This window comes from Ignavibacteriota bacterium (assembly GCA_019637995.1).
Taxonomy (GTDB): Bacteria; Bacteroidota; Ignavibacteria; order Kapaibacteriales; family UBA2268; genus JANJTB01.
Window position 1 is genome coordinate 1,091,642 of sequence record JAHBUQ010000002.1, and the last position, 16,500, is coordinate 1,108,141.

Annotated in this window: 14 protein-coding genes; 6 read left to right on the top strand and 8 right to left on the bottom strand. The window is 34.1% G+C overall.

Going from position 1 to position 16,500, the window contains the following annotated elements; all coding sequences use genetic code 11:
• The first annotated feature begins 211 nt into the window (after positions 1-211).
• A complete protein-coding gene (locus KF896_10645; protein ID MBX3044163.1) occupies positions 212-1,984 on the top strand; it encodes a lysophospholipid acyltransferase family protein in 1,773 nt (590 codons plus the stop codon).
• Here KF896_10645 and KF896_10650 read toward each other — a convergent pair.
• The 3 genes from KF896_10650 to KF896_10660 form a co-directional block, all read right to left on the bottom strand.
• The gene (locus KF896_10650; GenBank protein MBX3044164.1) at positions 1,976-5,545 is read right to left on the bottom strand and encodes a PAS domain S-box protein; all 3,570 of its coding nucleotides are present in this window, start codon (positions 5,543-5,545) and stop codon (positions 1,976-1,978) included. The genes KF896_10645 and KF896_10650 overlap by 9 nt on opposite strands.
• A 72-nt stretch (positions 5,546-5,617) precedes the next feature.
• Positions 5,618-6,232, bottom strand: coding sequence for a class I SAM-dependent methyltransferase (locus KF896_10655; GenBank protein MBX3044165.1), 615 nt, complete (start codon positions 6,230-6,232; stop codon positions 5,618-5,620).
• A 102-nt stretch (positions 6,233-6,334) separates the two neighbouring features.
• Positions 6,335-7,078 (bottom strand): T9SS type A sorting domain-containing protein, encoded by a 744-nt coding sequence (locus KF896_10660; GenBank protein MBX3044166.1) that lies wholly within the window; start codon positions 7,076-7,078, stop codon positions 6,335-6,337.
• A gap of 95 nt (positions 7,079-7,173) precedes the next feature.
• On the opposite strand from KF896_10660, the gene KF896_10665 reads away from it, so the two are divergent.
• Positions 7,174-7,692 (top strand): TlpA family protein disulfide reductase, encoded by a 519-nt coding sequence (locus KF896_10665; GenBank protein ID MBX3044167.1) that lies wholly within the window; start codon positions 7,174-7,176, stop codon positions 7,690-7,692.
• Here the strand turns inward: KF896_10665 and KF896_10670 are convergent.
• Positions 7,675-7,818 carry a hypothetical protein gene (locus KF896_10670; GenBank protein MBX3044168.1) on the bottom strand — a complete coding sequence of 48 codons (144 nt, stop codon included), beginning with the start codon at positions 7,816-7,818 and terminating at the stop codon, positions 7,675-7,677. The two genes, KF896_10665 and KF896_10670, sit on opposite strands and share 18 nt — an antisense overlap.
• A gap of 13 nt (positions 7,819-7,831) precedes the next feature.
• On the opposite strand from KF896_10670, the gene KF896_10675 reads away from it, so the two are divergent.
• Entirely contained in the window at positions 7,832-9,397 is a 1,566-nt protein-coding gene (locus KF896_10675) for a hypothetical protein (protein MBX3044169.1), read from the top strand.
• On the opposite strand, the gene KF896_10680 is transcribed toward KF896_10675, so the two are convergent.
• The 3 genes from KF896_10680 to KF896_10690 all read right to left on the bottom strand — a co-directional run bounded on the left by KF896_10680 (position 9,378) and on the right by KF896_10690 (position 12,992).
• Positions 9,378-9,944 carry a hypothetical protein gene (locus tag KF896_10680; GenBank protein MBX3044170.1) on the bottom strand — a complete coding sequence of 189 codons (567 nt, stop codon included), beginning with the start codon at positions 9,942-9,944 and terminating at the stop codon, positions 9,378-9,380. The two genes, KF896_10675 and KF896_10680, sit on opposite strands and share 20 nt — an antisense overlap.
• 27 nt (positions 9,945-9,971) lie before the next feature.
• On the bottom strand, positions 9,972-11,123 hold the full coding sequence (locus tag KF896_10685) for an acyl-CoA dehydrogenase family protein (protein MBX3044171.1): 1,152 nt from the start codon (positions 11,121-11,123) through the stop codon (positions 9,972-9,974).
• Positions 11,124-11,660: 537 nt separating this feature from the next.
• Positions 11,661-12,992, bottom strand: a complete 1,332-nt coding sequence (locus KF896_10690) for an OmpA family protein (GenBank protein ID MBX3044172.1) — start codon at positions 12,990-12,992, stop codon at positions 11,661-11,663.
• 207 nt (positions 12,993-13,199) lie between these two features.
• On the opposite strand from KF896_10690, the gene fabA reads away from it, so the two are divergent.
• Positions 13,200-13,718: a bifunctional 3-hydroxydecanoyl-ACP dehydratase/trans-2-decenoyl-ACP isomerase gene (gene fabA, locus KF896_10695; protein MBX3044173.1), complete on the top strand. Its 519-nt coding sequence runs from the start codon at positions 13,200-13,202 to the stop codon at positions 13,716-13,718.
• Positions 13,719-13,739: 21 nt separating this feature from the next.
• Here the strand turns inward: fabA and KF896_10700 are convergent, their stop codons facing one another.
• Positions 13,740-14,015: a hypothetical protein gene (locus tag KF896_10700; GenBank protein MBX3044174.1), complete on the bottom strand. Its 276-nt coding sequence runs from the start codon at positions 14,013-14,015 to the stop codon at positions 13,740-13,742.
• A gap of 186 nt (positions 14,016-14,201) precedes the next feature.
• Between KF896_10700 and KF896_10705 the strand changes: the two genes are divergently transcribed.
• The gene (locus KF896_10705) at positions 14,202-15,131 is read left to right on the top strand and encodes an ATP-binding cassette domain-containing protein (GenBank protein MBX3044175.1); all 930 of its coding nucleotides are present in this window, start codon (positions 14,202-14,204) and stop codon (positions 15,129-15,131) included.
• On the top strand, positions 15,121-16,425 hold the full coding sequence (locus KF896_10710; protein ID MBX3044176.1) for an ABC transporter permease: 1,305 nt from the start codon (positions 15,121-15,123) through the stop codon (positions 16,423-16,425). Before KF896_10705 ends, KF896_10710 begins: the two co-directional genes overlap by 11 nt.
• Positions 16,426-16,500: the final 75 nt, after the last annotated feature.

The window sequence follows — 16,500 nt, forward strand, 5'->3', positions numbered from 1 at the left end:
TTTCAACTTATATATTATTGGATTTTTATTAATAAAATCGAAAGACTTTTTCTCAAAATATATCGTTTACAAATATTAACCGTTTCTTTACATTATTCACTAATAATTAACATTATAATTCTTTGAAAATAAATAATTTATACATATTTTTGTATGTTGTCTTCGTGCTTTATTAATTTTTGTTTTACTTAGAATTAAGAGACACTAAAATATGGAAAAAATTGACATCCGTAGTATTCTAAACAGCAAAACTCCGGGTTTATTTCATAAATATCCCGATTTTGCTGCTAATATGATTGTGAATTTCTTCAAAAGATTCTTAAAAGTTGATGAAATTAATCAATTTCTTGAAACTACAAGCAACATACGGGGTTTTGATTTTATAGATTCAACTTTTGAAATGCTGAATTTTTCATATAATTTATCCACTAAGGATAAAGAAAAAATTCCTTCAGAAGGTAGGTTAATAATTGTAGCCAATCATCCACTTGGTGGTTTAGACGGCTTAGCACTTCTAAAAGCAATCGGTGAAGTACGTAAAGATGTCAAAGTAGTAGCAAATGATGTTTTGCAGAATCTTGAAAATCTGTCTGAGCTTCTTATTCCGCTTGATATTTACTCTTTGACCAAGCAAAAAAAACAAATTCTCAGTATCGAAAATGCTCTTGCTGAAGAACAGGCTATCATCTTATTTCCGGCTGGTATGGTATCTCGATTAACTCATTCCGGTATTCAGGACTTAAAATGGCAGAACGGTGCAATCAGATTCAGTAGCAAACTTGAAGTACCTATTCTTCCTGTTTATGTAGGCGGACGAAATTCAATGCTATTTTACCTGAGCTCACTGATAAATCACAATATAGGTATGTTTATGCTACCTCAGGAGTTATTCAGAAAAAGAAATAATAGTATAGATATTAAAATCGGAGATGTGATTCCCGGTAATACTTTCAAAACTAATAATCTGAAAATCAAAGTACAAACAAAGCTTTTATATCAACATACTCACAAAATCGGTAAGAATAAAACAGGTATTTTTAATACTGAAAAAACGATAATTCATCCTATTGACAAAAAATTGCTTAAAAGCGAGCTTAATCAATCACAACTTCTTGGCAATACTTTTGACGGTATGAAAATATTTCTTGCAGAGCACTCATCAGCTCCAAATATACTAAAAGAAATTGCGAGATTACGAGAGCTAACATTCAGAAAAGTCGGTGAAGGTACCGGAAAAACATTCGATATGGATATTTATGACTTATATTACAAACACATCGTATTATGGGATGAAGACGAGCTCGAAATTGTAGGTTCTTACAGACTTGGTATAACCAAAGATATTCTTGATAATTATGGACCGAAAGGCTTGTATAATTCTTCTCAGTTTACATTATCTCCTCGTTTTCTTGATATTGTACAGGATTCATTGGAAGTAGGCAGAAGTTTTATTCAGCAGAAATACTGGAGAAGTAATGCCCTTGATTATATCTGGCAGGGTATCGGAGCTTACTTATCACAAAATAGTAATATCAGATATTTATGGGGAGCTGTTTCAATTAGTGATACATATCCTGAACTTGCAAAAGCACTGATTATATCTTACTACAACAAATGGTATCGGGGTGATACTTCACTTGTAATACCTTGTATGGAATATCAAATCAGCAAGAAAACTGCCTTAGAATCAGATGATATTCTTACCGCTGATGACCACTTAAAAGACTTTAGAAATTTGAAAATGGCTCTCAAAAATATGGGATTAAGTGTACCTGTATTATATAGAAGATATACTGACCTCACTGAGTATGGAGGGTCGAAATTTATATCATTTTGTGTTGATGTAAATTTCAATAATGCAATTGACGGATTGATTTTAGTCGATTTATCACAGCTGAAAGATGAAGTAAAAGAGAGATATTATACTCAGAGAAGTTTTGTAAGTTCAAGTGTCAATGAAAAAGGCGAATTACTTCTATTGTAATTCGCTGTTTTTTGACATAAACGGTAAATAAAGATAGAATTTAGAACCTTCATTTAAATTACTTTCGAGTCGAATTGAACCGCCAAGTAGCTCTGTTAATCCCTTGCATATTGCAAGTCCAAGACCTGTGCCTTCGAAGCCACTGTTATAATCATTATTTTCCTGATTAAACCTTCCGAAGATAAATTCCTGATTTTTCTTTGATATTCCAATTCCTGTATCAAAAACATAAACTTCAAGGTCATCACCGGTTTTTCTGGCACCAATTGTTACCTGACCCTCTTTAGTGAATTTCAGAGAGTTACTGATTAAGTTATTCAATATCTGATAGACTTTTTGTTCATCACTATAAAACTCGCAATTAGAAATTTCATCTTCTATGTCTAAAATTAATTCAATGGAATTTTCATCAAATTTGCTTTTATACGAATTATACAATTCCATTAGAAGGGTTTTCAAACTAAAATATGACTTAGATATATCCATCTGGTTTGCTTCAATTTTGGAAATGTCAAGTATATCATTTACTGTATTCAGAAGTCTGTTACAACTTGAATTGAGAATCTGCGAATATTCGACTCTTTCTTCATCTGTTACAGATTCAAATCCAAGAAGTCTTGAAAAACCTATAATACCATTCAGTGGAGTTCTTATTTCGTGACTTAAGTTTGCAATGAATGCAGATTTTAACCTGTCGCTTTCTTCGGCTTTTTCCTTAGCTGAAATTAAGTCTTCATTCATTCTTTTGCTTTCGCTTATATCAGCTTTAATAGCAATATAATGCGAAGTAATACCTTCTTCATTAATTACAGGAGCAATTTTAACATCTTCCCAATACAGCTCTCCACTTTTCTTTTTGTTGAGGATTTCTCCTTGCCAAACATTGCCTTTTAGCAAGGTGTTCCACATATTTAAATACATTTCCTCAGGCATTTTGTCGGATTTAAGTATTCTGGGATTTTGTCCAATAACTTCGTCAAAACTATATCCTGTCAGCTCAGAAAACATTGGATTAACATATTCAATATCACCTTCCAGATTTGTTATAACGACTGACAGTGGACTTTGTTCAATTGCACGATTAAGCTTTTTAAGATTTAATTCAAATAATTTTCTTTCGGTAATATCAATATTTACTCCTTTGATTGATACTATTTCATCATTTTCAAAAACCGGAATATATGAATTCTGAATCCAACGGATTTGATTATCAGGAAGCACAATTCTAAATTCAAAAGTGTCTTTTGCAGGGTTTTGATAAAATAATTCTATTGCAGACTTAACAAATAAATAATCATCAGGGTGAATACGCCTCAAAAAATGCGAATTATCAGGTTTAAAATTATCATCTTCATAGCCTAAAAGCTTGTAGTAATTCTTTGACCATAGCATCGTTCTGTCAACCAAATTCAGCTCCCATGAACCCATTTTAGCGATTCCCTGGGCAAAATTCAGAGAAAACTCCCTTTCTATTATTTTATCCTCATTCATTTTTCTATCTGTAATATCAGAGATAAACCCGTGCCATAGCACAGTACCATCTTCAAGTTTCTCAGGTGAAGAATAGCCTTCTACCCAAATGCGCCTTCCATCAGGCAGATTTGTTCTGTAAATTTCATGCCAAATGCTTAGATCTTCAGCTGATTTATATATACTCTTCATAATTCTGTCAACATCATCAAGATGTATAGATTTCAAAACAACAGTTGCATCCTTCTTTACTTCTTCAGGTGAAAATCCGTAAATATCAATTACTCCATCGCTTGCAAATGGGAATGAAAAACTGCCGTCAGGTTTTAAATCGAACTGGTAAATGAAACCCGGCAAATGGGCTGATACTTTCTTGATTCTTTCAACAAGTTCAATATTTTCTGATTCGGCTTTTACTCTCGCAGTTATATCGCGGCAAATTCCTTCGTGAAATTGGATTTGATTATTAAAGCCAAGATTATATCGTGAGTGATCTTCGATCCATACAGTGCTTCCGTCTTTCTTTCGTAAGCGGTAAATTTCGTAATCTGAGTCGGGAATTCCAACAGGCTTGTACATCGGCTCTCTTTCTTCAGGAGAAAAGTATAAATCCCGAACTATTTCAATATTCATAAGTTCTTCGGCACTGTCATATCCAAGAATACTTACCATTGCAGGATTTACATATAAAAATTTTCCGTCCGGTGTACTTCTGTAGAATCCGTCAGGCATACTCTCAACAAGTCTTCGGAATTTTTCTTCACTTTCCGCAATTATTTTTTGGAATGCTTTTTTTTCTGTGATATCTGTAAATATAAAAAATATGTACATCTTCCCATTTAGACTCAAAATATTTCCTGAAACCAAAACCTCAAATAAGTTCCCGTATTTGCTTTGCATTTCAGTTTCAAAGTTTTTTATTGTCCGATTATTATATAGTAATGCAATTGCTTTGTTGTAGGCATCCTGATTGCTCCAAATTAAGTAATCATCAGCTGACTTGCCGATTATTTCTTCCTTTGAGTATTGAAACATCTTCTCAAACATATTATTGACATCAACATAAATATTCTCTTCGATTGATATCATAAGCATCGAATCAGGGGCGAGTTCGAAAAGAGTACTAAACTTATCCAGAGATTCTTTTAATAACTGCTCAGATTTAATTTTCTCGGTTATATCCCTTGAAAAACCGATATATCTATCATCAGAAATTTTTACAGCGTCAACAATCCACCAGCCAAGCGTTCCGTCTTTTTTTACATATTCTTTATACCCAAGCGCCTTTTCAGTATCGGTTACTTCCTTGAAATGTTTTTTATATTCAGATTTTGTATGTATGGGGCTGAAATCCAAAATATTCATTTTTAAAATTTCCTCTCTCGTAAAGCCTGTCAGTTTTTCAGCAGCAATATTTGCATCAACATAATTCCCATTTCTGTCAGCCACAAATATAGAATCAGGTGAGGAATCGAAATATTTTTTTAACTTATTCTCACTTAGTGATAAATCTCGAATCAATTGCTTATTTTTAATGTTGTTATCAAGAATTTTACCCATCAGAATCGTTGCGACAGGATATATTGTCAAGACAGAAAGAGCAAGATTCTCAAAGGTAATAATTCTTAAATTGCTCGGTAAAAACATCATAAATCCAAGCATAATAATATGAACTGTTAAGCCTAGAGCAGTTAGAATTGGAATGCTGATATCTGAATTGCTTTTTTTTCTGAAATAGTAAAATAATATGCCAATCAAAACCGATTCAATAATGACTAAAACTCCCATTATTGCACCACTGCCACCTATGAATAGCCTATAGCTTGCAGATATTGCGCCTGCTATGACAGCCGGAATTGGACCAAAGAAAATACCCGAAACACTCAAAAGAACTGACCTGCCGTCAAATATTAAACCTTCAACCAAAACAAAAGGATACATCATTCCAAGTACTGCCGCTAAACCAAAAAGTAATCCTTGATAGACCTTGCCTTGAATTGATTTCCCTGAAAATTTGTTATTAATAAAGCCGGATATAACGCTTAGCGCTATAAGAAAAGAGAGATTATATATCAGCTCAATTTTTAACAATTAAATGATTGGAATAGTTTACAATATTGCTACAACAAAAATAAGGATTTTTCAATAACAAACAAATATTTATTACTTTTTTACAAACAAAATCTGCGAAGTTATTGGATTATTTTTAATTTCCTTGATAATTTGCAGATTATTGCGATTTGCAAGACCGATTGAGCCGCCACCGGCAATAAAATTTTTAAAATTTCGATAGTGTTCAGCACCGGCAAAAAATTCGACAACTTCATTCATCAGTGAACGTATGTGTTTAGGTCTTGGATGCAGAAATTCAGCAATTACGAGATAATTGCACGAATCGGCTAATTTCAACATAATTTCCTCTCTTAACTCATTATCAATTTCATGAATAACATATGACATAGTGATATAATCATATTTTTCATTTGAGAATTTTAGAAAATCAAGAACATTTTGATGATAGAAATTTAAATTTGTTATTTCTGAAGTTAGCAATTTGCCATTAGCAACGTTTATATTTTTGATAGATAAATCTACTGCATCAACTTTTGACATTATTTTTGCTGCTTGAAAAGCAAATCTACCGGTTCCTGTACCGACATCAAGCAAAGTTTTTCCCTGCTCAATGTTATCAAATATTGTTTTAAATGCAGCATCCTGAAATGGAGCTACAAATTTATCGTAGATAAATCCATCATACCAGTGGTTTTTGTTTTCCATAACCTAATCAAAAAATCATCTGAACAAAGCGAAGACCGTATCAAAATTGTGCAACAACCTATTATTGATTAAACACGTATCTTCGCTTCATTCAGAAAAAAATTACCTGATAATGTTTACCATTTTTGTATGATATTTATTGCCGTTTCTAAATCTTACATAATAAGAACCGGCGGTTAAATCAGCAGTGGGAATTATAATTCCCTCAGCACTGCCTTCAGTTTCAATATTTTTGACATTGTTGCCTAATTCATCATATACTGAAATTGTTGTAGGTCCATCAAGCTGGTGGTCAATTCTCAAATAGTCAACTGCTGGATTAGGAAAAAGATTAACATTGCTGAAAATCTTATCATCATCTACACTTGCTGGATCTTGTACTATAAACACAACATCATAATGAAGTTCATCTTCTTTGCTGCCACCAACAGGAGCGAAGATAAATCTTACAATTGTTGTCCCCGGTGTGGGCTCTGTATATTCGATTGGATTTTCAGATAATAGTTTAAAAGACTGCAAATGTCCTGAGAACTGAAAATCAATACTCTCCTCATTAGGACCTAATGTGATAGACCAGGGTGCAGTAAAAGGCGCATCTGTGAATTCAAAGCATACTTCCCAGCAAACTGCGGCTGTATGCCCATAAGTAAGTTCGAGAAACTCAAACTTAAGTTCGAATTCGACCGGCTGATCAGTCAGGTTGCGGATTCGTGCTTTTGCAAGAAGCTCGTCATCATAGATTGTACCATATACTGTATCCTGATGAGCGAAATACTCAAGTGGTGAAGAATTCGCAAAATTCACCCAAATTAGGAAAAAAATTATTCCAAGTAAATATTTTTTCATACTTTTATATATTATAAGTTTTACAAAATGCAATTAGTTTCGTTTTATATATAACAATTTAACCTATTGAAAAGTTACATTAAGGATACAAAAATATGAAAAAAGTAGCAACAATAATAATTTTGACTGCAATAAGTTTGATTTCGTTCGCTTATTTAACAGCAAATGAACCTTCAGGGAAGAAAATTCCCAACGTTAAAGTCAAGGACTTGAAAGGTTCCAGAATTTCAACAAGCGATTTTGAAAATGGCGGTAAACCGATTGTAATTAATTTCTGGGCTACCTGGTGCAAGCCTTGTCTGCTCGAACTAAATACCATTCATGATTTATATCCTGATTGGAAGGACGAAACCGGAGTGAAAATTATTGCTATCTCGATTGATGATACACGTAACAGTAGTAAGGTAGCTCCTTTTGTGAGAGGAAGGGGATGGAAGTACGAAGTTTACCTGGATGAAAACAGTGACCTTAGACGTGCATTGAATGTAAATAATCCGCCACATACTTTCCTTCTAAATGGAAAAGGAGAGATTGTGTGGGAACACAACGGTTATGCTCCGGGTGATGAGAAAACTCTTTATAATGAAATTAAAAAATTATCCGGCAAGAAGTAAATCAATCGTAAGTTTCACTTTTTTGGGGTGAACACAACAAAAATATGAAATTATATTATATAATTTGAACATAAGTTCGGCATATAGAATTTCAGCAGGCATAATATTGCTAATCGCGGTAATCATTCAGGTTTACCTTGTGATAAGCGATATTAGTGGATTATATATATACCCTCTTGATGATACCTACATTCACCTTGCAATAGCTGAAAATCTAAGTGAACACAGTGTCTGGGGTGTTACAAGTCACGAATTTTCATCGAGCTCATCTTCGATATTATATACTTTAATTTTGGCATTTCTGATTAAAATATTTGGTAGTAATGGATTACTGCCTTTGATAGTCAATATTGTAATAACATATATTATTACAATATACTTATTTCATCTTTTTACTAAATTTTATTATGATATTACTTCCCGGGAAAAAAGTGATATTCTTAGTCATAAAGAGAATTTGCAAATTTTTCTGGTTACGTTAATTACTTCAATTTTTGCTCCTGTTATCATTCTCACTCTCAGCGGTATGGAACATAATCTTCAAATACTTTTGACAATTGCATTTGTTGATTATTTGGTTCGGTCTGTAAACAATTATTCTAAAAGTGATTTTATCAAATTATTATTACTTTCGGTAGCTGTAACAAGCGTGAGATTTGAAGGGATTTTCCTGATATTTTTAGCAATTATCTTATTAATAATCAAAAAAAGATATCAAGATTCATTTTTTGTATTGATTTCTGGATTACTGCCAATAATTATTTACGGATTGGTATCTACAGGCAATGGCTGGATGTTACTTCCCAATTCTATTTTATTGAAAAGTACAAAACCTGATGCTTATACTACACTCGGGATTCTCACATATCCCTTAAAATGGGTTTTTGTATTATTCAAAGAACATCATCTTCTGACTCTATTTGTTGCGGCATCTGGTTTGCTGTATGTAAATTTCAAACGAACGAAGAAATTATTCGATGAATATAGTTTGTGGCTATTGTTAACTGTTTCACTCATAATTATCCATCTTACATTTGCCCGTACAGGCTGGGTTTATCGCTATGAAGCATATATTATAGTAATTGGCTACATAGCTGTTTTTGTAAATGCTCTTAATTTACTGAAAAATGGTGAAAGGTATAATAGAAATGCTATCATTGCACTTGTTGCTGTTATGATTTTTGCCGGCTCACTCAGAGCTTATAAATCAATTGTTGAAGCTCAAACAATGTCTGTAAATATCTATGAACAACAATTTCAAATGTCGCAATATTTAAAAGAATATTACAATGAATCAACTGTTGTTTTGGGTGATATAGGAGCTTGTACTTATTTTACAGATATAAAGCTCATTGATTTGGTAGGGCTTGGTAGTCTTGAGCCGCTTAAAATGAGAATTGACAAGAAATTCAACAGAGAATCAATACAAATGCTTACGGAGAAAAAAAATGCTGATATAGCAATTATCTATAAAGAGGCGTGGGAAGGATACATCCCTGAGAATTGGCTTGAAGCCGGTAGCTGGAAAATATCAAATAATATCGGCTGCTTTAAAGATGAGGTAACTTTTTATGCTGTGAAAGCCGAGAATTTCCTATCACTTTCTGAAAATCTTATTCAATTTAGAAAGAAACTGCCCCATACTGTGGAAGTCAATATCAATATAGAGCAGTTTTTGCAAGAATCTATTCCTGACAGTCCGTAAATCCCGGCATATCGAACCATTCAGTGATAAGCAGATTGCCCTCCAAATCACGTCTGAAAGATACATAATAATGACTGCAGGATGGGTTCTCTCCTAATTTTTTTGCTGGAATTGTCAATCGGAATGCATGACCAAACGGCTCGCCATCATCACTCATATCACCAACATATACTTTGCTTTTATTGCCGCATTCTTCATCAATGCTTTTAAAAAAATCAACCCTTGTTTGATTTAGCTCCTCATCTTCAGATATGCCGCGACTGACAGCATACTGCGCTTTATCATCGGGTTTCAAAGGATTTGAAACTACCTCTCTGGTAGCAAATGATGCCGACAATTTTTCAGTATCTCCTGCTTTAGCAAATTCAATAAGCTCAGCAAGTCTTTTCAGCCCAATTTCAGCTACTTCCTTTTTTACAATATCAGAAGCAACTTCAGAAGTGAATTTTCCGCCACCGACAGTGTAAGTGCCCTGAGCTAAAAGAGAATTTTCTGCAATTATGAAGATTGCTGAAAATAGCAAAATGTAATTTTTTATATAATTCATATAATTTCCATTAAAATATTAAAAATACTATTCGTAAGCTGCAATACCGGTAATATGCTGTCCGAGAATTAATGTATGAATATCATGCGTACCTTCATAAGTCCTCACTGATTCAAGGTTTGCGGCGTGCCGCATCACAGGATATTCAGCCAGAATGCCATTTGCACCGTGTATATCACGCGAAATTCTGGCACACTGAAGTGCGATATCAACATTGTTTCTTTTGGCAAATGATACATGCTGAGGAGTTGCTTTACCGGAATCCATTAGGTCTGCAAGACGAAGGTTGATAAGCTGCGCTTTTGTAATTTCTGTCAGCATCCACGCTAATTTTTCCTGAACAAGCTGAAAAGAAGCAATAGGTTTGCCGAACTGGATTCTTGATTTTGCATATTCCACAGCTGATTCATATACAGCAATTGCAGCTCCTACTGCTCCCCATGCAATGCCGTATCGTGCTTGCGTAAGACAACTAAGAGGACCTTTCAGCCCGGAAATGTTCAATATATTTTCTTTTGGGATTTCACAATCCTGAAAAACAAGCTCTGATGTTACTGATGCCCTCAGCGAGTGTTTGCCTTTCATCTCAGGTGCTGAGAAACCGGGAGTTCCTTTTTCGACCAGAAAACCATGAATCTGACCGTTTAACTTTGCCCAAACCACAGCTATATCAGCTATCGTACCATTTGTTATCCACATTTTTGCTCCATTAAGCAGATAGCCGTTTTCAGTTTCTGTCGCTGTTGTAATCATACCGGCAGGATTAGACCCGTAGTCAGGCTCTGTCAGACCAAAGCAGCCAATAGCTTCAGCGCTTGCAAGCTTTGGAAGCCACTTTTTCTTTAATTCTTCACTTGCATATTTGAATAGCGGAAACATAACAAGTGAGCTTTGGACTGATGCAAAAGACCTGACTGCAGAATCCCCTCTTTCAAGTTCTTGCATAGCCAATCCGTACATTTTGTATGAAGCTCCTGCACCTCCGTACTCCTCGGGGATAGTAATGCCGAATACTCCTAAATCAGCAATTTTTGCGGGAAGTAATTCAGGAAAAGTGCCATTCAGAAAATGCTCTTCAATTATTGGCAGTATTTCTTCATCAACAAAATTTCTTAAAGTTTCAGAAAAAAGTCTTTCTTCCTGACTTAGTACATCACTTAAATTATAAAAGTCTGTCATTTAATTATATTCTTATTCATTTAAAACAAATTTAACGAAATGAATAAGTCAAAATTGTTTCGCAGGTAATTACATAAGAATATAAGTATTTTATTATCAATTAAGCTATTAAATAAATATATAATTAACATTATTCAATCTAATTCAGTAATTTCCAAATTGTCAGCTAATCCGATTATTTCGAAAATATACTATATCTAAAAATCAATATAAAACTATTTTTATTTCTTAAAATGCTAATCAAATCAAATAAATGAATTTGCAATAAACTAAATAAAATTTTTAATATACTTTAGATTTATGTAAAAATTTCTTCCCTTTTTTAAGTTCTTGAGTCTCTTTATAAAAAACTTTATCTTTTACTTTGTTACTATATGTTGAAATATCCATTGAATTTACACTATCTTATTCTTAATCAATAGTCTAACAATGACTTGAATCATAATAATTGTTATACAATTTAAATATTTCCTTAAATCAATTTTCTCTGTCACTTCGTGACATCTCTCCTGAGTAGGGAGATGTCACGATTTATATTTATATCTTTACAAATTCTACTCTTCGGTTTTGTGCTTTACCTTGAGTAGAATTATTCTCAGCTACAGGAACTTTGTCGCCTTTGCCTGAAGTTTGAATTCTCGACTCCTGAATACCGAATTCTCCAACGAGAGAGTTTTTAACAGCAGCAGCACGTTTTTCTGATAAAGTCTGATTCTTATCTGCATTGCCATCGCTATCGGTATGTCCCACAATCATAATTTTCACATCAGCATTTGCAGCAAGTACATCTGCAATTGATTTAATAACAGCGAAAGATTCAGGCTTAATCTTATCAGAGCCGGTATCAAAAGTAATACCGTGTGTAACAAGTCTTCCTTCGGTAATCAGTTTGCTTCTTGCATCAACCGTACCTTCAGCAAATTTGATATTAGATATCATCAAATCAAAATCATATTCCATATTCAAAGAATATGGGAATATTCTTATCAGGTTGTTTTTTGCATCCTTATCAACTAATCTCGGAATATCAACTACTTTTGCTTCATTTATCCAAAGTCTGTAACGCTGTTTATTGACGCTGATAGAAAAATGTATCGGTTTACGATGTTGTCCCTTAATCCAGTTTCCAACCAATTGATTATTAATTCCTCCATCTTCCCATCCAACCATATTTTTAATCCATATTCTTGACTCGTATAAGAATTGTAAGTCCATTTCGAAAATATGGTTGAACAGGTTTTCTGAAGTAGACAAGTAATCAGTTTTAATACTATTTCGTACGTTATCAATTTGCATAATTTCTAAACGCAAGTATCCGAGATGATTTGAGCTAACTTCTTCATTGAAATTACAGAGCAAATCAAACTCTAAAGTGAAATTCTCAGGAAATGGATGCTTTATATCCGGCACATACAAGGCTTCATTTACCATTTTTAGCCATTTACCCTCGTTTAGACTTGTGGTAATAATTTCACCTGAACCATTCGTATTCCAGTTTACGGGGAAATCCCCAACAGCATCTTGCGAGAAATCTTCAAAAAAAACAACATTCTCACCCGGTATAAAATCGAATTTTGAATATGTCTTAAGTGAAGCAACTTCCGGTTTAACGGAATTATCAGAAGATGAAGAATTGCGACCTGAGTTGCTCGAGCCTGAATCTTGTGGTGAATTTGTACCATTAGAATCTTCATCAGATTCTTCTCTTTCTTCGAAAGGCTTTTCAAGTGCTCTTTCCACCGCTTCTTCAGTTTTTCTTTCAATTTTCTCTTCAACTTTTCTTTTTAGTCTTTCACCAAGACCAAATTGCGAAAAAGCTGAAGAAAAACCGAAACTTGTCAAAATGAATAATGTAGTTATTAATCTCATAATATAACTCAATAAAGTAAATAATAATATTATCTTTTTCTAAAATTGCAGATAAACTAATAGATTAATTGATTTGATTTAGTTTTATTGTAACATACCTAAAAATTACTGTAAGAGATTATTAAAAGAATAAAGTTGAAGTATAAAAATTCAAATAAAAGTTTAAGAATATCGTTATCGAATTTTTTACTATTTTGAAAATTTTGTATGCAACGCAAGAACTCTTACAATTATGATGATTTAATACTCGCCGGTACCGGCGAGCTTTTCGGACCTGAATGTGGTAAGTTACCACTTCCCAATATGCTAATGATGGATAGAATCACCAGTATAGAAAATACCGGTGGAATGTATGGCAAGGGTTGTGTAGTTGCAGAGCTTGACATTAAGCCCGATTTATGGTTCTTTGATTGCCATTTCAGAGGTGATTCCGTGATGCCCGGCTCTCTCGGACTCGACGCACTTCTTCAGCTAACAGGGTTCTACCTTGTATGGGCTGAATACAAAGGAAAAGGTCGTGCTTTGGGTTGCGATAAACTCAAATTTTTTGGACAGGTACTTCCAACTCATAAAAAAGTAACATATATTGTGGATATAAAACGTATTATCAATCTGAAACTGACAATGATTATTGCAGATGGCAGAGTGCTCGTGGACGATAAAGAAATTTACACCTGCGAGAATATGCGTGTTGGCTTATTCACGAATGACGAAATTGTGATGTAAGGATTCAATTCATTACAAATTCTAATTTGACATTTCCAAAAAATTAAGTATTTTCCTAAAAAGAGGTATATGCCTCTTATCTACTATTATTTCATCCCATTGACTTTGGTTGGTTGACCCAATTTTAAATATATACTTAAATGCAATTATCAACCTTTTGAAAAACCTTTCATTTCTCAAGTGAACACTTAAGAAAATCATATTATTATGAATCTCTTCATCATATTGAACAACCAATTGATGTTCTACCGAGTGACAACTGCAAATTATAACATCCGGATTATCATAATCATTCATATCCAAATCTCCAAATATTTGATTTAAAATAAACTAAAATATAAATTTTTTATTGCATATTACTACTTTTCAATAATACGATATATCCAAATTGAACGTCTTTTTAAAAATTGCAAATCTAAGATTTTTGAAACAAAGAATATGTGAAAACGTAAGAATAGATGAAACTAAGAATACGGAGTTTGAATGGAAATACTTAAAGTAGAAGGTATATCAAAAACCTTCGGTACCTATCGTGCTGTCAATAATGTCAGCTTCACTGTGGAGGAAGGCAGAATATTCGGGCTGCTTGGACCTAATGGTGCTGGAAAAACCACAACTATACGAATGATAACAAATATCCTCTATCCCGACTCAGGCAAAATCGAGATTATGGGTAAACCAACCGGGGCTGAAATGCAGAATATTTTGGGCTACTTGCCCGAAGAAAGAGGCTTATATAAAAAACTGAAAGTAATTGACCAGCTAATATATTTTGCAAGATTAAAGCAAATATCCAGAGCCGATGCCATCAAGCGTTCTAAAGAATGGCTTGCCAAGATGGGTGCTTCAGGCTGGGAAAACAAAAAGATTGAGGAGCTTTCTAAAGGTATGCAGCAGAAAGTTCAGTTTATTTCAACTATTCTTCACGACCCGCCTGTTATGATTCTCGATGAGCCATTTTCAGGATTCGACCCGATAAATACCGAGCTTCTCAAATCTGTAATTCTTGAGATGAAACAAGCCGGAAAGACTATTATTCTCTCAACTCACGTTATGGCACAAGTTGAACAGATGTGCGACGACCTTGTACTTATTAATAAAGGTAATGTTGTGCTCTCAGGTGGTGTAAGGCAAGTAAAAGCAAGCTACGGCAAGAATACTGTAGTAATGGAATATGATGGTGACCCGAATTTCCTTAAAGAAATTGATGGTATTAAAATTAATGATATTACTTCTCACAGAGTTGAATTTAAGCTCGAAGACCCCGATTTAACTACAAATCAAATACTTCAAACTGCTATGAACAATAATGTTACTATTTATAAATTTGAGAAAGTAGAACCAAGTCTTCACGAGATATTTATTGAAGTTGTAGGACAGGAAAATATGAAAGGTGCACAAAATGAAAACTAAGGGTTCAAAAATATTTACTATAATCCAGCATGAGTATATTTCAAAAGTAAAATCGCGTGGTTTTATTTTAAGTACAATTCTTGCTCCTTTGGCTATTGTGCTTATTTACGGGACAATAATCGCCGTTTCGATTATGTCATCCGGGCAAACCACTAAGAAAATCGCTGTTCTTGACCAAACGGGTGAAATTGGCGCCGAACTTGTTGCCCGAGATACTTCGAAATTTTTTACTACTGATAAATCAGAAGAAACCCTCAGACAGGAGGTTTTGGATAATACACTTGACGGTTATCTGATAATTAATGACAATTTCCTTCAAACCGGCAAAGCGGATGTGTTCACATCAGGCGGTGGCGGACTTGGATTCATCAGTTCAATTGAAAAAAACACTGAAGATATAATAGTCAACAAAAGACTTAGAGAAATTGGAGCCGACAAGAATATAATTGACTTAGTCAATCGAGGGGTTTCAATATCAACCAAAAAAGTTACACTTGAAGGCTCAAAAGAAGATTACTCCGAAATGCTTGCATTTTTGGGATATATACTCGGTTTTATGATTTATGGACTGATGTTTACTTACGGATCATTTGTAATGCGAGGCGTTATCGAAGAGAAAGCCAATAGAATTGTAGAAGTGATTGCATCTTCAGCCCGACCATTTGAAATAATGTTCGGAAAAGTTGTCGGCATAGGTGCTGTTGGACTGACACAGGTTTTATTCTGGCTGATATTGCTTGTTATACTATTTGCAGCAGGCGGTACAATTGCACAAATGTTCATTGGTGCACCCGATATGGCACAAATGGCAGGCGACGCTGCAAATCAACCTGAGCAGGCTGAAATCATCAAATTTTTCGAGAATTTTACAATTTCACCATGGGTAATAGTAGCCTTTTTATTCTATTTCCTTGCCGGATATTTTATTTATTCATCTTTGTTTGCGGCTGTAGGCTCTGCAGTTGACCAGGAGCAGGACGCTTCACAGCTTTCAATGCCTGTAGCACTGCCAATTATTATTCCGATTATGTTTATCCCTAACGTTATGAACAATCCTGATGGTACCCTTGCAACTGTACTTTCACTGATACCATTTTTCACGCCAATACTTATGATTGCACGTGTTGCAGCAACTGATGTACCGCTTTGGCAGATTGCATTGTCAGTTGTCCTTCTTGCGGGTACTTTTTTACTTTGCCTTTGGGTAGCTGCAAAAATCTACAGGGTTGGAATCTTGATGTATGGTAAAAAACCAACTTTCAAAGACTTAATCAAGTGGTTTAAGCTGGATTAATTATCAGATAATTATTTTATTGTCTTTAGTTTAAGCTCTGTTATCTATAGCAGAGCTTTCTTTGTTAGTAACTGA